Below are 19,413 nucleotides of genomic sequence, written 5' to 3'. Positions count from 1 at the left end.
ATTACAGGCAGCCTTTGGTAGACGGCATGATGCCGCTCATACGCTCGTCTTGCTCGATAGCCATGCGCAGTGCGCGGCCAAAGGCCTTGAACACGGTTTCAATCTGGTGGTGTGTATTCACACCGCGCAGGTTATCGATATGCAGGGTAACCTGAGCGTGATTGACGAAGCCCTGGAAAAACTCCATGAACAGGTCAACATCAAAGCCGCCGACGCTGGAGCGGGTAAAGGGCACATGCATCTGCAGGCCGGGACGACCGGAAAAGTCGATCACGACACGTGACAGTGCTTCATCCAGAGGTACATAGGCGTGGCCATAACGGCGGATGCCTTTTTTGTCACCGATGGCCTTGGCAAAGGCCTGACCCAGCGTGATGCCCACATCTTCAACCGTGTGGTGGTCGTCGATGTGCAGATCGCCTCGGGCCTTGATGGTCATGTCGATCAGGCCATGTCGGGCAATCTGGTCGAGCATGTGTTCAAGGAAGGGAACGCCAATGTCAAAGTCTGCCGCACCCGTTCCATCAAGGTTGATGGCAACATTGATCTTGGTTTCCAAAGTGTCGCGCGCGACACTGGCCTTGCGCTCGGCCATGATGAATCTCCGCTGAAATTGTCGGTCAAGGGCGGGCATTATACGTGTCTGTGGCCCGGTTGGGCTACCGCGGACTTATTGGCCTGATTGATTGCCCTGGTCGCTGGGCTAGTGGGCTGTGATCGGCGCTGAGGCCTGGGCAGAATGCGTAGTGAAATGACAGGGTGTTTAGAGCTCAGAGATAGAGGCTATGACGACGGATTTTGACCTGATAGTGATTGGTGCTGGTGTGGTGGGGCTGGCCCTGGCGCAGCACATGGCGCGTGCTGGGCGCAGCGTGCTGGTGCTTGAGCAGGAAGATTGGATCGGCCAGCACAGTTCCAGCCGCAACAGCGAGGTCATTCACGCCGGTATCTATTATCCGCCGGGTTCGCTCAAGGCGCGATTGTGCGTCGCCGGGCGCGATCTGCTGTACGCGTGGTGCAAGCAGTACGCGGTGCCGCACCGGCGTATTGGTAAGTTGCTGGTAGCCGTGACGCCAGAGGAGATTCCCGCTCTCGAGCGTTTGCAGGCCAATGCGGCGGCTAGCGGCGTGGCGTTGCGGTGGCTTGATGCGGCGCAAGTGCGTGCGATGGAGCCCGAGGTGCGGGCTGTGGCGGGGCTGTTCTCGGCGCAGACTGGGATTGTGGATAGCCATGCGCTGATGCAATCCTTCGAGGCTGCCCTGCAATCAGCCGGCGGCAGTCTGATCTGTCGCAGTCAGGTGCAGCGTATTGTGCCTTGTGGGGCGGGGTTGGCGGTCGAAGGTATGAGCGGCTCTGACCCTTTTCGTCTTACCGCCAGGCAGGTAGTCAATGCCGCCGGACTCTTTGCGCAGCAGTTGCAGCAATCGGTAACCGGGGTGAGGCAGGTGCCACCCGTGCACTGGTGCCAGGGCCGTTATTTTGCTTATGCCGGGTCGTCGCCTTTCCGTCATCTGGTTTACCCTATGCCGGAGGTCAATACGGCCGGTTTGGGTGTGCATGCAACACTGGATATGGGTGGGCAGCTGCGTTTTGGTCCCGATGTACGCTATGTCGATCAGCTGGATTACGCTGTGGATGAAGAGTGTCGCCAACCATTCGCGGCAGCGGTGCAGCGTTACTGGCCCGGCTGCGATCCGCAGCGATTGCAGCCGGCCTACGCTGGCGTTCGGGCCAAGCTGAGCGGGGCGGGGGAACCGGTCATGGATTTCGTCCTCCAAGATCAGACTACGCATGGCGTGAAAGGCTTGATCAGCCTGTTTGGCATAGAGTCGCCGGGATTGACTGCCAGTCTAGCGCTGGCGGATCAGGTAGGCCGGATGCTGGACGCCAGCTGAAATCAAAGCTGAAATCAAGGTTGTATTACCCCGCAGAAGTGTTTTCGGCGGGGCCAATAAGGAGAAGTGATGAAAGCCTTTGCCAAGGTACTAGGGCTGGTGGTGTTCGGCATTGCGGTGCTGGCTGTCGGCGTGCTGTTTTTCCTCACCCGGATGTTCGATCCGAATGATTACAAGGAAGAGATTCAGCAGGCCGCACGTGAGCAGGCCAATATTGAGCTGACCCTGGGTGGCGATATCGGTTGGTCGCTGTTCCCTTGGCTGGGTATTGAGCTCAAAGATGTGGGCGTGGCGCCCATCGCCCATCCGGATCAGTCGCTGGCTCAGGTGGGCTCGCTGGGGCTTGGTGTCAAGGTCCTGCCCTTGTTGCGCCGTCAGCTGCGCATGAGTGATGTGATTCTGGACGACGTGCACCTGCAACTGGTCAAAGGTGACGATGGTGTGGGTAACTGGGCTAGCATTGGCCCACAGGAATCTGCTGCCGCCGAAGGCGCTGATGGCGGTTCCAGTGCACCACCTGCCACTGAAGACAAGCAGATGGATTTTGCGGTTGAAAGTGTGCAGGTGACTAATGCCAGCGTGCGTTACGAAGATCGCCAAAGCGGGCAGGTACTGAGCCTCGATCAGGCCAATCTGACCACAGGCGCATTGATCGAAGGCGAACCCTTTGATGTCAGTTTTCTGGGGCTGTTGACTACTGATAAGCCCGCGTTGCGCGTACGCATGGATATGAAAACCGTTGCTCAGTTCGACCTCGGGTTGAAACGCTACGAGTTCAGCGCTCTGGAGATGAAAGTGGATGCCAGTGGCGAACCCTTCTCTGGTCGTGCCATCAATCTCCAGCTGCAAGGCGATGGCCTGCTGGACTTGACCGCACAGGTGGCAGAGTTGAACCAGCTGCGTATGTCATTGGGCGATATGCGCGCGACCGGCGCATTGAAGGTCACCGCCCTGGATACTGCGCCGACATTAGCGGGCCAGATTGATGTGGCCGAGTTTGATGGTCGCGATCTGCTCCGTGATTTGGGGCAGGAGTTGCCCGATATGGCCGACCCGGGCGCACTTTCGCAGATATCGCTGTCCGCCAAGCTGGATGGCTCTGCTACCAGCATGATGCTCAGGGATCTGAGTCTGTTGGTTGACGGTGCAACCCTGAAAGGGCAAATGGGCGTGGCTGACTTTGAGCGCCAGGCGCTGCGCTTCAATCTGGCGGGCGATAGCCTCAATCTGGATAACTACCTGCCAGCGGTGGAACAGAAGGATGGCACTGCGTCGCAGCAAACTGGCGGCAGCAAGTCGACCGCGGCGCCAGCAGAATGGAGTGATGAGTCAGTGCTGCCGCTGGAGCGGTTGGCCGCCCTCGATGTGGACGGTAGCCTCGCACTGAAGCAGCTCACCCTGACCGGCCAAAGCATCCAGCCGTTTAAAGCAGAGGTTGTTGCGCGCGATGGTCGCATCCAGCTCAAACAGCTCGATGGCGGAATATTCTCCGGCACCTTCGCCAGCAAAGGTGAAATTGACACCCGCCAGACTCCGGTCAAAGTGTCCCTGACTAGTGAGATCGCTGGTTTGGATTCGCTTGCTGCGCAACAGGCCTACGATGTGCCGGCTCAGGTACGTGGCGATCTGAACCTGAATATGGATCTGAGCATGCGCGGCAACAGCATGCGTCGCTGGATGAATACTCTGGGCGGCAACGCTCGCTTCCAGGTAGACGATGGCGCTTTGCTGGGGGTGAATCTCGAGCAGCAGCTATGCCGCGCTATCGCCCTGGCCAATCGCAAGTCGCTCAGTGGCGAGCATGGTAGTGAAAACACCCCCTTCAGACAGCTGAACGGTAGTTTCAGCATACGTGATGGCCAAATCACCAGTCGCGATTTGGTCGCCTCCTTGCCGGGGATCACGGCCAAGGGCAAAGGCGAAGTTAATCTGCCAGATCAGCGTCTGGACTATCGCATTGGTCTGCTGCTGGAAGGTGACAAGAGCGACATGCCGGATGAAGCCTGCCAGGTTAACGAGCGCTATGTGGGGGTCGAGTGGCCCGTGCGCTGCCAAGGGTATTTACATAACGCGGCCAGCAGCTGTGGTGTTGATAGCGAGGGCGTCACCCGGGTAGCTGGCCAGTTACTTGGCAATGAAGCCAAGCGCAAGCTGGAAGAGCGTATCGACGAGAAACTGGGCGACAAGGCACCTCAGCTGCGCGATGCACTCAAGGGGTTGTTTTCCAATTGAGCCCTGATGACTTCGCCCAGCGGGTGCTGGACTGGTATGACCTGCACGGACGCAAGGACCTGCCCTGGCAGCAGGGCATGACGCCTTACCGCGTGTGGGTGTCTGAGATCATGCTGCAACAGACGCAGGTAGCCACCGTCATTCCCTATTACGAGCGTTTCATGCAAGCGCTCCCGGATGTGCATGCCCTGGCTGCCGCCAGTGACGACGAGGTACTGCATCTGTGGACCGGGCTTGGCTATTACAGTCGGGCGCGCAATCTGCACAAGGCGGCCAAGCTGGTGGTCGGCGAGCACGCCGGTGAATTCCCGCGCAGTATTGAGGGGCTGATTGAGCTCCCCGGTATCGGCCGGTCGACCGCTGGCGCGGTAGCCTCGTTGAGTATGGGGATCTGGGCGCCGATTCTGGATGGCAACGTCAAACGGGTACTGGCGCGTTTTGGCGCGGTCGAGGGCTGGCCGGGCGAAAAGAAGGTGCATGACCGCTTGTGGAGCATGGCAGAGCGTTATACGCCCCAAAACAGGGTGCAGCACTACACGCAGGCCATGATGGATATGGGGGCGACCCTGTGTACTCGCACTAAACCATCCTGCCTGCTGTGTCCGCTCAAGGACGGCTGTGAGGCGCGAATGCTCGGTGAGCCTACCCGCTTCCCTTCGTCCAAACCGCGTAAGGTAGTACCGATACGCCAGTGCGTGATGCCCTTGTTGATGAATCAGGATGGCGAGGTGTGGTTGCAGCGCAGGCCGCCGAGTGGCCTATGGGGCGGCCTCTGGTGCCCGCCACAGCTGGATGGCGAGGAAGAGCTTGCCCAGTGGCTAGGTGGGCAGGCGCTGCGTGTTCATAGTCGTGAGTCGTTACCGGCTCTGCGGCATACCTTTAGCCACTTTCATCTGGATATTCAGCCGTTGCTGCTGCGGGTGGACGCCAGTGCTGGCGTGGCTGAAGCGGGGCAGGTCTGGTATAACCTGCGCCAACCCAGTCGTCTTGGTCTGGCAGCGCCAGTTAAAAAGCTGCTGAAACTGGTTGAGTCCTATGTTCCCACTGTTGCCTGAAGGAGCCCGCGATGACACGCATGGTTATGTGCCGCAAATTCAAAGAAGAACTGCCCGGTCTAGAGCGGCCGCCTTATCCCGGTCCCAAGGGCGAAGCGATTTTTCAGGATGTATCCAAGCGCGCCTGGGATGACTGGCAAGCGCACCAGACGATGCTGATCAATGAGCGTCGCCTGAACATGATGGATCCGGAAGATCGACGCTTTATCCAGGCTGAAATGGACAAGTTTCTGGCCGGTGAAGATTACGCTCAAGCCGAGGGATACGTGCCTCCGAGCGCATGATGTTTGGGTAAGCGGCTGATAAGTAGAAAATATTTTTCGTTTGGCGCTTGACACAAAAAGGCTTAAACCGTTTAATAGCGGCCCTTGATGCCCAGATAGCTCAGTCGGTAGAGCAGAGGATTGAAAATCCTCGTGTCGGCGGTTCGATTCCGTCTCTGGGCACCACTTATTACGAAAGCCCGCTGGCAACCCCAGCGGGCTTTTTTGTTTTTGGCAGTTGAGAGCTGTCTAGCTGGCATCTTGGCAAGCGTTTTGCCTGTGATTTTAGCGGCGTGACCGAAAGAGGGTTCTTGGTCATGCGGATCAGCTGTGCTAATTTTGCCAGAATATGACGACCGGGCGTCTGCAGAGAACGCTGCACCCCGGCTGCCGCATCACAAATGCGGTGGTAATACACCTGACGGCTAAAAGCCTAGTGGATAACGATAAGTGACTTCGCCCGCTCTAGAAGTGCGCAACTTGCACAAACGGTACGGCGACCTTGAGGTGCTCAAGGGCGTTGACCTGGTCGCCAACGATGGCGACGTTATTTCTATTCTCGGCTCTTCCGGTTCAGGCAAGAGTACGTTGCTGCGCTGCATTAACCTGTTGGAAAACCCCCATCAAGGCCAGATTCTGGTTGCCGGTGAAGAGCTCAAACTTAAGCCTGCGCGCAGTGGCGAGCTGGTTGCTGCCGATAGCAAGCAGATCAATCGTCTGCGGGCACGTGTTGGGTTCGTTTTTCAGAGCTTTAACCTGTGGCCGCATATGAGCATTCTCGACAACATTATCGAGGCACCTCGTCGTGTGCTGGGTCAGTCCAAGGCTGAAGCGGTAGAGTCGGCCGAAGCCTTTCTGGAAAAGGTCGGTATAGCCGACAAGCGCCACGCTTTCCCGGCGCAGCTGTCCGGCGGCCAGCAGCAACGTGCCGCGATTGCTCGCACGCTGGCCATGCAGCCGCGCGTCATCCTGTTCGATGAGCCCACTTCAGCACTTGACCCAGAAATGGTTCACGAGGTGTTGACGGTAATTCGAGCATTGGCGGATGAAGGACGTACTATGCTGTTGGTTACCCATGAAATGGGTTTTGCTCGACAGGTTTCGAGCCAGGTTGTATTTCTACACCAAGGGCTGGTCGAAGAGATCGGTACGCCGGATCAGGTGTTCGATAACCCCGGTTCCGAACGCTGCAGACAGTTCATGTCAAGCCACAAATAGGAGTAGGTCCATGAAACAATACAAGAAAGTTTTGCTGGCAACCGCCACAGCGTTGTTTATGAGTGCTCCGGCTTTTGCCGAGACGCTGCGCATCGGTACTGAAGGTGCCTACCCTCCATTCAACCTGGTGGACAGCAGTGGTGAAGTGGTTGGTTTTGACCTCGATATCGCTAACGCCCTGTGCGCCAAGATGGAAGTTGATTGTGAAGTTGTGACCTCGGATTGGGACGGCATCATTCCCGCGCTGAACAACAACAAATTCGACTTTCTGGTCGCGTCCATGTCGATCACCGACGAGCGCAAACAGGCGGTTGACTTTACCAATCCTTACTACACCAACAAGTTGCAGTTTGTTGCTCCTAAGTCAGCTGATTTCAAAGTCGATGAAGCTAGCCTGAAAGGCAAGACGATCGGCGCCCAGCGTGCGACCATCGCCGGCCAATGGCTCGAAGACAACATGGCTGACGTCGTGGATATTCGTCTGTATGACACCCAGGAAAACGCGTACCTCGATATGAACTCCGGTCGCATTGACGGCGTACTGGCAGATAACTTCGTGCAATACGAGTGGCTGCAAAGCGACGCTGGCGCCAACTTTGAGTTCAAGGGCGAGCCCGTGTTCGACAATGACCAGATCGGTATTGCTGTACGCAAGGGTGACCCGCTGCGTGAGCGCCTGAATACTGCATTGCAAGCCATCATTGACGACGGTTCTTACGAGAACATCAACGCCAAGTACTTCCCTTTCAGCATTTACTGATGACCAGCCGGGCTCTGCGGAGCCCGGCCTGGAACTATGCCCATGCCTGATTTACAAGGTTTCGGTCCAGCCCTGCTCGAAGGGACCTGGATGACCATTCGTTTGTCCCTTGCCGCGGTATCCGTTGGCCTATTGTTCGGCCTGCTCGGTGCGTCTGCCAAGGTGTCGAACAATGTCTTTGCACGTGGTCTGGGTGGCTTTTACACCTCGGTCGTACGCGGTATCCCGGAAACCGTCTGGGTATTGATGATCTACTTCGGCACCGTATCCGCTTTCAACGCGCTGGGTGCCTATTTTGGCTATCCGCGTTTTTCGCTCAGCCCTTTTGTTGCCGGTACCCTGGCACTGGCACTGTGTTTCGGTGCTTATGCCACTGAGGTTTTTCGGGGTGCGCTGCTCGCCATTCCGACTGGCCAAAAAGAGGCAGGCCTGGCGCTGGGTTTGTCCAATTGGCGTATTTTCTATCGTATAACGCTGCCTCAGCTTTGGCGCGTCGCACTGCCGGGTCTGGGGAATCTATATCTGATTCTGCTCAAGGACACCGCGTTGGTGTCGCTGATTACGCTTGATGAAATCATGCGCAAGGCGCAGGCCGCTGCCAATTCGACCAAGGAGCCTTTCACCTTCTACTTGTTGGCCGCTGGCATTTACCTGTTTTTAACGGTCTTTATCATGGGTGCGCTGCACTGGTTTGAAAACCGGGCCAATCGTGGCTATGTAAGGACCGAGCTATGATTCTGGCCGAGAAGTGGGCGCTGATTGAGCGCTTTCTACCGCAGTTGTGGGACGGCACTTTGGTGACGCTGCAGCTGGTTGGCCTGGCTGTGCTGATTGGTCTTTTTGTGGCGATCCCCTTGGGATTGGCGCGCGCCTCTCGGCATTGGTATATCCGCGCCTTACCCTACAGCTACATCTTCTTTTTTCGCGGCACGCCGCTACTGCTGCAGCTGTTTCTGGTCTATTACGGTATTTCGCAGTTTCAGGTGGTCCGTGACAGCTTTCTCTGGCCCTATTTGCGTGAGCCCTTCTGGTGTGCGTTGATCACCATGACCATGCACACCGCTGCCTATATTGCCGAGATCCTGCGTGGCGCCATTCAGGCGGTTCCGCCGGGAGAAGTTGAGGCTGCTCGTGCACTGGGTATGTCCAAGCGTCAGGCTCTGCAGCACATCATTCTGCCGCGCGCCATTCGTATCGGCTTGCCTGCCTACGGCAATGAAGTGATCTTGATGCTCAAAGCCAGTGCGGTGGTCTACACCGTAACCATGATGGATATCATGGGAGTTATCCGCACTATCAACTCGCGGACCTATGAATATGAGTTGTTCTTCATGGTGGCGGGGGCGATGTACCTGATTATTACCTTGGTATTTACCCAGCTGTTTCGCTTGGTAGAACGCTGGCTCAAGGTTGATGCCAGTCGGCAATCGCGCTGAGCAAGCTCGTGTGAGTTTTGCCCAGCGCTTTGCTGAGCTTGATTGCTGGCTGCAGCAACACCAGCAACTGTGGCGCCCGAAGCCATTCACTCAACTCACACTCGAGTGGGAGGCCGACTACCCTGAGCTGTCCGGTTGGCTGCGACAGCGAACTCTGGCCGAGGCAGAAGCTGCACACCATCAACCTCAGCTATTGAGCGCACCGGCTCCCTTCACGCAGCTAGCCGCCGAGGCGCAGGGGTTTTGTCGGCTGCCGCGCTGGCAGGGTGATTCAACCGGGCACCTCCCTGAACCCTTGTACCGCCATATCCCCGGCCGCAAATGGCAGCAGATTACCGAGTTTGCTTACGCCACGACTGCGCGCTTTGATCAGCCCACCGTCCGCTGGGTCGACTGGTGCGCGGGCAAGGGCCACCTAGGTCGCCTGTTGGCCTGGCAGGGCGGGCAGTCACTCACCTGTCTGGAGCATGACCCGGCATTGAACCTGGCTGGTGCAGAGCTTAGTAGCGCGCTTGGTATTGATGCTACCCATATGGACAAGGACGTATTGGCCGCTGATGCCTCTATGCTGTTCGATAACAGCGATAGTCTGGTCGCCTTGCATGCCTGTGGCCAACTACATACCACCTTGCTTGAACGGGTTGTCTCGCGTAGCTGCCACCAACTGGCACTGTCGCCTTGCTGCTATAACCGCATTGCTGGGGAAAACTATCAGCCACTTTCTGCGGCCGCTCGGAAGGCGCGCTTGCAGCTAAGTAGAGATGACTTGGGGTTGCCTTTGCAAGAGACGGTGACGGCCGGGCGCCGTGAGCGCGAACAGCGTGATCGCTCTATGGCCTGGCGTTTGGCTTTTGACCTATGGCAACGGGAAGAGCGGGGCCGTGATGAGTACTTATCCACGCCATCAAAGCCGCTAGGCGGCACTGCCCAGGGCTTCGCCGGTTTCTGTCATAGCCTGGCTGCGCACCACCGGCTGCATCTGGCAGCCCCCGCCAGTTGGACGCAACTCGAAAGCCGCGGCTGGCAGCGGCTTGCCCAGGTACGCAACCTGGAGCTGGTGCGCGGGCTCTTTCGCCGCCCGCTGGAAATCTGGCTGCTGCTCGACCGCGCGCTCTACCTGCAGGATGCTGGCTACCGGGTGCAGCTTGGCGAATTCTGCGCGCCAAGCCTGACGCCACGCAATTTGCTGCTGTTGGCAGAAAAAATGTCTGACAATTAATCACCAGTCTATGAACTGCTAGTGCACAGACTTATCCACAGATTTTGCATAATTGAGGTTATCCACGTCAGCTGTGCATAACTGTGTTGATGACACGGTGGTAACTCTCTGAGGGCCAGTAATTACGAGTGCTGGCAGCTTTCGTATGAAAATTGATCACGGTTGATAAGCTCGGCAAAACAACAGCTTGCACGTGCTAAGTCAAGTGATTAACGAAAAGTAATGCACAAGTGACCAGACGCCGCACTGAAGAAAAAAACGCACTTAAATGCAAACTGATGCGCCGCATGGCTTTACACAAAAATTTAGGCATATATAATGCGTGCCCATGCCGGTATAGCTCAGTTGGTAGAGCAACTGACTTGTAATCAGTAGGTCCCGAGTTCGACTCTTGGTGCCGGCACCATAAAAATCAAAGACTTGCCCGAAAGGGCAGGTCTTTTTTTTGGCCAAAAATTGGTTTGGGGTAGGTTTGGGGTAGGAGTTTGACCAAAATATTTTCCGGGTTAGATAATTCTGTCTACTGCCCGCCTGGACAGTATCTCTGTCCGTATCCGAGGAAGCCGATGCCATGATCCGACTGGATTTGAATACAAATGACGCTGAAGCCTTGCTTCGTCACGCGAAGAGCTTCGAGCCCGCCACTGGTGATGCTCGCGAGGACAGCCGGCTTTCGGATGCACTTCGTGACTTGGCTGAAGCGATTGAGCAGTCGCTGGGTGCGGATGGGGTCTAAGGGTTTGCTGCGGAAACTCTTGGGGTGGTTCAGCGGGCTGTACCCAGCCCACCAGTTAATTGAGACCCAGCGATCAGAGAAAGGCATTTCTGTGGCTGGCCGAGGACTATAGATTTTTGCGTATGGTACTGCTGCAGCTCACAGGTGGGCAGTATTTCTTCTGGTATACTGAGTATACCAAACCCTTGAAAAATATAGGAAAAATGTTGACGCGGCTATTTCTCATCTCTACTATAGGAATTGTTGCAACCGCTTAGGTAAGTGAGCAAGCGTCTTCACCACCCACCGGGTGGCTTAGAAAGAAATCGGTGCTCCAGTGACCGAGCTGTAGTTCTTCACCACCCACCGGGTGGCTTAGAAAGAAATCGGTGCTCTAGTGACCGAGCTGTAGTTCTTCACCACCCTCTGGGTGGCTTAGAAAGAAAACGGTGCTCCAGTGACCGAGCTGTAGTCCTTCACCACCCTCTGGGTGGCTTAGAAAGAAAACGGTGCTCTAGTGGCCGAGCTGTAATCCTTCACCACCCTCCGGGTGGCTTTGAAAACCGCCTTCGGGCGGTTCTCTCTCTCCAGCTGCACCTTGCGTTATGTCGTCGTATCGTCGCGTTGACGACACTTGGCTCTCCATAGCCATCGAAGGTGCGTAAAAATACTCCGATCTGAGAGTAGGGCTAGATGAGTTATGACTTGTTGCGGTCAGAAGAGCAGGCGTTAAAAAAAGCGCGGGATACTGTTTTTCCTTTCGCTGTGACAGGGTATCTGCTACATCCTATTATTGTTGGCATGGTGGCCTTTGGCACGATATATCACCACCTCAAAGCAGATCCGGTCACAAACAGGTTTGCCGACGGCCATACTATACGCACCTCTCCCATAGCGGGTTTTATTCTGCATGACGGTTTTCTGGTGCTGAACACGCGCAACAGCTTGTACGTCTGTGTCATGCGCGAAGCTGACGAGGCCGTACTGATAAACACTATCCGGTCGTTACCGAAGCCGACTTACCACTGATGGCCCGGGTTTTGAGGAGGTCGGAGAGTGGCGTTTTTTCTAGTACGAGAGGCATAAAGAAAAGCACCACCCACTTTTTGGCAGCAAGCCGGAGATTGAAATGATCCGCGCCTATCTGGACACAGAGTTCACGGTTCTGAACTCATATATCTACAAGCTGATCAGCCTTGCTCTAGTAGTCCCCAGTGGCCCTGAGTTTTATGTCGAGCTGACGGACGCGTGGGAAGAATGCGATTGTTCGGACTTCGTCAAAGAGATCGTGTTACCGCAGCTCGATCTGAAAGTTCACGGGTGCGATACGGTACAGGCACGTATGCGGCTGCTGGATTTTCTTAGGGGCCTTGGCCCGGTCGAAATCATCTGCGATGCGCCCTCCTGGGATTGGCCTCTACTGTTGTGGCTGGCCGGTCCGGAAGGCATGCCAGGTAACGTCACGGCTGGCCGAATCAGCAGCGACCTTGAGTTTTCGTACGATGGCGCTGAACCTCCCCATCACGCGCTTGAAGATGCCCGGCTGCTTGCCGATATTCTCGAACGTCGGGACTAACCATGACCGGCATGAACCGCACATCATTTCTGAAACTACTGCCCACTAAGGCCTGTGTGATCTCGTCTCAGGTTTCAAATCTCTGTTTTCTTTTTCCCGAGCGTCTAGTGTGATTTTTGCGGTGAAATGGCCGGAGAGAATCTTACTGGATACTAGAATCGGTGAGAGTGGCCGCACGGGACGCGCTATCAGTCCTGCGGTTAAGGCTGCTATCGGCCAGAAGTTGCCGTTCGATATGTCAATCCGCCCGACCACTTCTCGGCCAAAACAGCCGTCCGATGACAACGGATCTTTTTGGTGAAGTGGACTTCCTATCCCTAGTTTATTCACGAGCCTCAGAAGCTGTAGCTAAAAATACGGGCAATAACCTGCATCTGTAACCCAAGGCAATTACAATAGCGGTCGGATACGAACAATAAAAGTCTGCGAGGTATTATGCCCCTCTTTCACCAGCGCGTTATCGAAAAACACGTCAAACACATTCAGGATATGCCCCCTCAACATGCCGGGGCGCTGGGCAAGTGGGCGGATAACCTTGAGCGTGGGATTTACGATAGCGAAACCCAGAATGATGGGGAGTTTATCCAGCGCATACTGATTGACATTCTTGGTTATGTCGGCAGCAGCGACGGTCAAAAATGGACGGTGGCAAAAAACCAGCCTGTTGGCAAAGGCAATGTAGATGTCGCGCTGGGCCATTTCACTGCCGATTCTGTCAGCATCCTTGCTCCGATGGAGCTAAAGGGCGCAAAAACGCGCGACCTGGACGCTATCATGCCCGGACGCAACAAGTCGCCCGTGCAGCAGGCATGGGAATACGCGATGGATGCCAAGGGTGCGCAATGGGTTCTGGTGTCGAATTATCGGGAAATACGTCTTTATGCCGTGGGTTATGGCCGCAAGGAATATGAATTCTTTGAATTGTCCAGCCTAAAAAAGCCCGAGCATTACGCTCGTTTTATCCTGTTACTTTCTGCGCAAAATCTGCTGAACGGCAAAACCCTATCCCTGCTCAAAGAAAGCGAACAAGCCGAAAAGGACATTACCGATCAGCTTTACGCCGATTATAAAACGCTGCGCGGTCACATGATTGACAGAATTGCTACCGACAACCCCGCTAAAAATCAGCTGGATATTATCCGGTGTACACAGACTATTCTGGACCGCATTTTGTTCGTGGCCTTTGCAGAGGATAAAGGGTTGTTACCCGATAAAACTCTAGCTCAAGCCTATGAAACCCAAAACCCCTTCAACCCACAGCCCGTTTGGGAAAATTTCAAGGGGCTGTTTCAGGCGATTAATAAGGGTAATGCCGCTCTAAATATTCCTGGCTATAACGGTGGGCTGTTCGCGGACGATATCGAGCTGAACAGCCTAAAGATCAGCGACGAACTCTGCGAAGGTTTCAAAAAAATTGGCGAGTACGATTTTGACAGCGAGATCAGCGTCAACATCCTTGGCCATATATTCGAACAGTCCATCTCAGACATTGAAGAACTGAAAGCCGAGGCCGAAGGCGCAGAATACGTATTCGACAAAAAGAAAAGCAAGCGTAAAAAGGACGGTATTTTTTATACCCCCACCTATATCACCAGATACATAGTGGAACAATCTGTGGGGGGGTGGCTGGCTGACAGGCAAAATGAAATCGGCTTTGATAAATTGCCATTATTGACTGATGATGACTTTTCTAGCATTAAAATCACTGGAAAGCGAAAAGTCAAGCACGAGCGAAATAAAAATGTCGCCGCTCATATTGCTGCATGGGAAGCGTATAAAAAAGAATTGTCGAGTATTAAAGTTATTGATCCTTCCTGCGGTTCCGGTGCGTTTTTGAACGAGGTGTTCGACTATCTCAAAAGAGAAGGGCAGGCGGTCAATAACGAACTTGCAAGACTGACGGGGGAGCAGACAGATCTTTTTCGGTGGGACACGCATATTCTGGCGAATAATATTTACGGCGTGGATTTAAACCGTGAATCTGTGGAAATTACGAAATTATCGCTGTGGCTGAAAACCGCGAACAGGAACGAAAAACTCACCTATCTTGAAAACAATATCAAAGTTGGTAACTCCCTGATTGATGATCCAGCCATCGCGGGGGATCTGGCCTTTGACTGGCGTAGGGAGTTCACGAAAATCATGGACGCGGGCGGCTTTGACGTTGTGGTTGGCAACCCGCCATGGGGGGCAAAATTAGAAGCTGACCAGTTAGAGGCCATTAGAAAAAAACACAAAGAGATCATTGTTAGAATGGTGAACTCATATATGTTTTTTATTAATCACGCACTAAACATATCGAAAAGCAATGGATACAATGGATGGGTTGTTCCGGACGCTATATTGTATCAGTCGGACAACGAAAAGCTAAGGGGTCGCCTTGCATCGGAATACACCCTAAAAGAAGTAGTTAATCTAGGCGATGCATTTGATGAAGTTACGCAGCCCTGTGCAATTTTTATTGTTAGAAAAATGAAATCCTCAAAAGCTTCGTGTGTGCAAATACTTGATGTAAGTAAAGAGCTTAACAAGGATATAGCGCTGAATAAGAAAAAAGCCGAGGGAATCGAAAGTGGTGTAATAAACAGTCTGCCCGGTAAAATATGGCCAACAAAAAATATTAAGAGCTACGCCCTATTAAAGAAGGCCCCATTTAAATTATCTGAATTTGTGGATGAGGATGGAATTCAGCGCGGCGTTAGCCCTGACCTGAAGCAAGCATTTATTGTCGATGATCAAGGCGCAGAAAAAAATCGCCTCGAAGCAGCATTTTTAAAACCAACCGTTACAGGGGGAGAGGATGTAAAGAGATTTTACATTCCCAAAAGTAATAAAATAATTATTTACACATCTAGGACTGATGCACCTGAAGAGTTCCCCAATATTGTTTCTCATATTTCAAAATATGAGCATTTAATTTCCTGCAAAGAAGTCAAACTGGGGAAGCACCCCCTATATACTTTGCACCGCCCTCGCGATGAAAAAATTTTTAAAAAGCACAAGAAAATCATAGGAGTCATCACGGGCGATAAAATAATCACTGCTGTTGATGAGGACATTCTATACCCCACAGACGGGCTATACCTTTTTTGTCCAATCAATCATGCTCTGTCCGATTGTCTTGTGGCAATTTTAAACAGCCGCTTATTGACTTATTTATACAGGCTTCTATCGGGCGAGGTCGGAAGGGTATTGGCTCAAGTAAAGCCTACTGTTCTTGCCAATATCCCTGTTCCAGATTTATCGAGAGAAAGCGAACAGCTTTTGCGTCTAAAACAGTTAAGTTTAAATATGAAAATGTCGTTTATTAGCCTGGACCGCATATCTACCAATTTTATCAAGCTGCTTTCTGCGGATTTAGGATATGCCACCACTACATTGCAAATAAATTGGCATTCTCTTTCCTTTGCCGATTTTGTTAGTGCTATTGAAAAGCAAATAAAGCCTAAAAAAATAGCGCTCCAACAGAAATCAGAATGGATGATGCATTTTGAGGCGGAAAGAGCCAAAGCCGTTGCCCTGAAAGCTGAGATTGACAGACTGAATTATGAAATCGATAAGATGGTTTACACCCTCTACGGCCTCACCGTTGATGAAATTTCCATTGTAGAGCGAGATGTTTAAAAAGAATAAAAGTGCATTAGAGTGCTAGGAAATCCTGCTCGCCCGATACCCGAACTTCGAGTGGCGGCTTTGGCCTAATGCCGCTCAGTCGTGCTATTGCTGCGAACGACTGCGATGGTCGAGAGCAGCAGTTCGTGAGTGACCGTCATCGACCCAAGCTATTCACAGATGCCTGCTATCCGCCAGAAGTAGACATCCGGGTGTCACCAGAGCACGATGTGGGCCTGCCTTGGGTCGGGTGCTGTTATCTGTTTCGCGGCCAGGCTGTCTGAAAGCGCCAACGCCTAACCCGAGGGCATTGAGCACTGAAGCCTGATAAGCTGCCTAGGGAAGCTTTTAGGATCAACACAACAGCAAGGACAGGCTATTGTCAGCCCAAAATTTTGAAAAGCAAGCACAGGACTATTACAACAAGGCTCCCCTTATTATCCTGGGCAGCGGTGCATCGGCCGCCCATGGCATGTCTGGCATGTGGCAGCTCTCAAAGCATCTAGTCGCTAATACGTCAGTATCAGGATTATCCGATGACGAAATAGAAGCTTGGGAGCGATTCTGTCAAGTATTAGATGCTGGCGTAGATCTGGAGTCGGCGCTGCACCAGGTGGCTGTTACAGTTGAGCTAACCTCTAGAATTGTCGAAGCAACTTGGTCGCTCATCAATGCTGAAGATATCCACATTTTTAATGGAAGCCTTCAGAACCAGGCGATGTTTCCTCTTAGCCGACTGCTGGGTCACATGTTCAAAAGCAGCCTCACCCGATTAAACATCGTGACTACGAATTATGACCGGCTCGCCGAATATGCCTGCGATCAGGAACGAATTCATCATTATACTGGCTTCACGCACGGCTTTTTCCGGCAACTGGCTCCACCGAATGAGATAGAGTCTGCTCGTAGAGTTAATATCTGGAAAGTTCACGGCTCGCTGGATTGGTTCAAATCGCCGCTCGAAGACATTGTGGCCCTTTCAAATATTCAAGAGATACCTGCCAATTACAAGCCGGAAATCGTGACACCTGGCACTCAGAAATATCAAACAACGCATTTAGAGCCTTACCGCTCAATCATAAATAACGCTGACCGAGCAATTACTGCGGCAAACTCTTACCTGTGCATTGGCTACGGTTTCAATGATGAGCACATTCAGCCAAAGCTTATGGCGAGGTGTCAACGCCAGAATACTCCGATCACGATTATTACATGTGCGCTTTCAGCCGCGGCAAAAAAACTGATTACTGATGGCAAGGCGCAAAATTACTTAGCTATAGAGCGGGGAGCAACAGACGATCAGTCCATCGTCCACTCCTCTTTGGACAAGACCCCCGTCACCGTTGAAAAAAATATATGGAGTCTCGAGGGTTACCTGTCACTCATCATGTAGGAAGAAAAGATGCCGATATTCAATTTTAGGGATGAAGACGCGCTTGGAAAGGTGGCCTCCGTAGATACGACAAACGTTATCGTGGATGTGGAAAATATCGACCAACTCAAAAGGTTGCAAGTCAATCATCTGGCTGTGCTCCAAAGCAGTCGACTAGGACAGCATCTCATCGGGCTCATCACCCAAGTGACCCGCAAGCGTGGCATTGAAGACATTGCCAATGATGGCATCAGCGATCAGACCTCAGAACTCAACCTTTGCAAGATCGCTCTAATCGGTACGATGCTGGATCGAGACGGGGAAAAAGAAAACGTCTTTCGCCGCACTTTAGAAAGCGTTCCAGAAATCGACGCGAATTGCTTTTCGCTGGAGGGCGAAAACCTCACCAACTTTATGCGTACGCTCTCAAGCGTCTCAGCTGATGGGAAAGCCCTAACGCTAGGCAAATATACGTTGGACGAGCATGCCGTGGCCTACCTAAACGGCAACAAGTTTTTTCAACGCCACGCCTTTATCGGTGGCAGTACCGGCTCAGGTAAATCTTGGACGACAGCCAAAATCATTGAACAGGTGGCAGAGCTCTCCACGGCTAACGCGATTGTTTTTGACCTCCACGGTGAGTACTCGCCATTGACGGGTGAGGGTATTCAACACTTAAAGGTGGCTGGACCTGCAGATGTCGAGGCAAAACGCACCATTAACGATGGCGTTCTTTACTTGCCGTACTGGCTGCTTTCGTATGAAGCGCTTGTTTCAATGTTTGTAGACCGGAGTGATCAGAATGCGCCTAACCAGGCCATGATCATGTCTCGTGAGATCAACCAGGCCAAAAGAAAGTATCTGGAGGATAGCGACCATAAGGCGATACTGAAGCACTTCACCGTTGATAGCCCGGTACCATTTGATTTGGATGTGCTGATGGGCAGACTGAACGATATCAACGTCGAGATGGTGCCGGGGGCATCAGCTGGCAAAGAAAAGCAGGGGGATTTTTTTGGAAAGCTCGCTCGGATGATTTCCCGTCTAGAGAACAAAATTTCTGATAGACGTCTAGGCTTCATGTTCAGCGGTGGAGGAGATGTCCTGGATTTTTCTTGGCTTGAAAAGTTCACCACTACCGTGCTCGGCAGCTCTGAGGAGAATGGCAACGCCGGAATCAAAATTATCAATTTTTCAGAAGTGCCGTCAGACGTTCTCCCATTGATCGTTTCCCTCGTCGCGCGGGTTACGTTTTCCGTCCAACAATGGACACCTTCCGAATTGCGCCATCCAATCGCGCTTCTTTGTGACGAAGCGCATCTTTATATGCCCCAAAGAAGCATGGCGGAGTCCGCCGACGATATCTCACTAGATATTTTCGAGCGCATCGCGAAGGAAGGCCGAAAGTACGGTGTCAGTCTTGTGGTGATCAGTCAGCGCCCATCCGAAGTGAATAAAACCATGCTCAGTCAATGCAGCAACTTTGTATCGATGAGGCTGACCAACGCCGAAGATCAGGGCGTTATTAAACGACTTCTTCCCGATAGCCTCGGCGGATTTAGCGATATCCTGCCAACACTCGATACAGGCGAGGCCCTGGTTGTTGGCGATGCCAGCCTGCTGCCCAGTAGAATAAGAATTGATGAGCCAAAAAATAAGCCAAATAGTGGCACGGTGAATTTTTGGGATGAATGGCAAAAGCCCGCCAAAGATAACCGTCTGTCGATTGCGATAAATAACTGGCGAAAGCAGAACATCCAGTAATTTACGAACGAGCTACAAGCCTTATGCTTAACATGGTGCGGCTGAATAGTCGCTCCAATCGAAAGATCAAGGACGCAATATTTTTGCGCTCACCTGACGTCAGACATTTGTCAAAGATACTAGGCCTGTGAGCTACCTCCGATTTCATGTACTTCGGAAATGTCCGCTTCTGGCCCAGGGTGTGTAAAAACGTCCTGACAAATCCTTGCTATGATTTCCGACACTTCCATCGCAAGGATTCCCATGAAACGGTTTATCCAGGGTGAACACCGAGGTCAAAGCACCTTGCTTCCCGA

17 protein-coding genes and 2 tRNA genes are annotated in these 19,413 nt (G+C 52.9%); 18 read left to right on the top strand and 1 reads right to left on the bottom strand.

What is annotated here, in order from left to right; translation table 11 throughout:
- Position 1: 1 nt before the first annotated feature.
- The gene (hisB, locus tag H4J77_RS08395) at positions 2-595 is read right to left on the bottom strand and encodes an imidazoleglycerol-phosphate dehydratase HisB (RefSeq protein ID WP_123889342.1); all 594 of its coding nucleotides are present in this window, start codon (positions 593-595) and stop codon (positions 2-4) included.
- Positions 596-785: 190 nt separating this feature from the next.
- On the opposite strand from hisB, the gene H4J77_RS08390 reads away from it, so the two are divergent.
- From H4J77_RS08390 to H4J77_RS08305, 18 genes are all read left to right on the top strand, one after another.
- A complete protein-coding gene (locus H4J77_RS08390) occupies positions 786-1,895 on the top strand; it encodes an NAD(P)/FAD-dependent oxidoreductase (protein ID WP_182247845.1) in 1,110 nt (369 codons plus the stop codon).
- A gap of 69 nt (positions 1,896-1,964) precedes the next feature.
- The gene (locus tag H4J77_RS08385) at positions 1,965-4,127 is read left to right on the top strand and encodes an AsmA family protein (protein WP_182247842.1); all 2,163 of its coding nucleotides are present in this window, start codon (positions 1,965-1,967) and stop codon (positions 4,125-4,127) included.
- Positions 4,124-5,182, top strand: coding sequence for an A/G-specific adenine glycosylase (mutY, locus tag H4J77_RS08380; RefSeq protein ID WP_182247840.1), 1,059 nt, complete (start codon positions 4,124-4,126; stop codon positions 5,180-5,182). The genes H4J77_RS08385 and mutY overlap by 4 nt, the downstream gene beginning before the upstream one ends.
- 11 nt (positions 5,183-5,193) lie before the next feature.
- Complete coding sequence (locus H4J77_RS08375; RefSeq protein ID WP_123889338.1) at positions 5,194-5,466, top strand: oxidative damage protection protein; 273 nt, start codon at positions 5,194-5,196, stop codon at positions 5,464-5,466.
- An 89-nt stretch (positions 5,467-5,555) separates the two neighbouring features.
- Positions 5,556-5,631: transfer RNA gene (locus H4J77_RS08370), tRNA-Phe, on the top strand.
- A gap of 264 nt (positions 5,632-5,895) precedes the next feature.
- A complete protein-coding gene (locus H4J77_RS08365; protein ID WP_123889337.1) occupies positions 5,896-6,663 on the top strand; it encodes an ABC transporter ATP-binding protein in 768 nt (255 codons plus the stop codon).
- 10 nt (positions 6,664-6,673) lie between these two features.
- Positions 6,674-7,423: an ABC transporter substrate-binding protein gene (locus H4J77_RS08360; protein WP_182247838.1), complete on the top strand. Its 750-nt coding sequence runs from the start codon at positions 6,674-6,676 to the stop codon at positions 7,421-7,423.
- 42 nt (positions 7,424-7,465) lie between these two features.
- On the top strand, positions 7,466-8,158 hold the full coding sequence (locus tag H4J77_RS08355; RefSeq protein ID WP_372237878.1) for an ABC transporter permease: 693 nt from the start codon (positions 7,466-7,468) through the stop codon (positions 8,156-8,158).
- Complete coding sequence (locus H4J77_RS08350; protein ID WP_123889334.1) at positions 8,155-8,859, top strand: ABC transporter permease; 705 nt, start codon at positions 8,155-8,157, stop codon at positions 8,857-8,859. The genes H4J77_RS08355 and H4J77_RS08350 overlap by 4 nt, the downstream gene beginning before the upstream one ends.
- Entirely contained in the window at positions 8,837-10,078 is a 1,242-nt protein-coding gene (locus H4J77_RS08345; RefSeq protein WP_182247836.1) for a methyltransferase, read from the top strand. The genes H4J77_RS08350 and H4J77_RS08345 overlap by 23 nt, the downstream gene beginning before the upstream one ends.
- A gap of 330 nt (positions 10,079-10,408) precedes the next feature.
- A tRNA-Thr gene (locus H4J77_RS08340) sits at positions 10,409-10,484 on the top strand.
- A 165-nt stretch (positions 10,485-10,649) separates the two neighbouring features.
- Complete coding sequence (locus H4J77_RS08335) at positions 10,650-10,814, top strand: hypothetical protein (RefSeq protein ID WP_022964622.1); 165 nt, start codon at positions 10,650-10,652, stop codon at positions 10,812-10,814.
- Between the two features lie 672 nt (positions 10,815-11,486).
- Positions 11,487-11,822, top strand: coding sequence for a hypothetical protein (locus H4J77_RS08330; RefSeq protein ID WP_182247834.1), 336 nt, complete (start codon positions 11,487-11,489; stop codon positions 11,820-11,822).
- A gap of 100 nt (positions 11,823-11,922) precedes the next feature.
- On the top strand, positions 11,923-12,369 hold the full coding sequence (locus H4J77_RS08325; RefSeq protein ID WP_220469299.1) for a hypothetical protein: 447 nt from the start codon (positions 11,923-11,925) through the stop codon (positions 12,367-12,369).
- Positions 12,370-12,804: 435 nt separating this feature from the next.
- Positions 12,805-15,993, top strand: coding sequence for an Eco57I restriction-modification methylase domain-containing protein (locus H4J77_RS08320; protein WP_182247832.1), 3,189 nt, complete (start codon positions 12,805-12,807; stop codon positions 15,991-15,993).
- 77 nt (positions 15,994-16,070) lie between these two features.
- Positions 16,071-16,265 carry a hypothetical protein gene (locus H4J77_RS08315; protein WP_182247830.1) on the top strand — a complete coding sequence of 65 codons (195 nt, stop codon included), beginning with the start codon at positions 16,071-16,073 and terminating at the stop codon, positions 16,263-16,265.
- A gap of 95 nt (positions 16,266-16,360) precedes the next feature.
- Entirely contained in the window at positions 16,361-17,374 is a 1,014-nt protein-coding gene (locus H4J77_RS08310; RefSeq protein ID WP_182247828.1) for an SIR2 family protein, read from the top strand.
- 9 nt (positions 17,375-17,383) lie between these two features.
- Positions 17,384-19,117, top strand: coding sequence for an ATP-binding protein (locus tag H4J77_RS08305; protein WP_182247825.1), 1,734 nt, complete (start codon positions 17,384-17,386; stop codon positions 19,115-19,117).
- The last annotated feature ends 296 nt before the right edge of the window (positions 19,118-19,413 follow it).

The sequence above is a fragment of the Pseudomonas sp. 5Ae-yellow genome, from assembly GCF_014077575.1.
Lineage (GTDB): Bacteria > Pseudomonadota > Gammaproteobacteria > Pseudomonadales > Pseudomonadaceae > Halopseudomonas > Halopseudomonas neustonica.
This window is presented reverse-complemented; position numbering and strand designations above follow the sequence as displayed.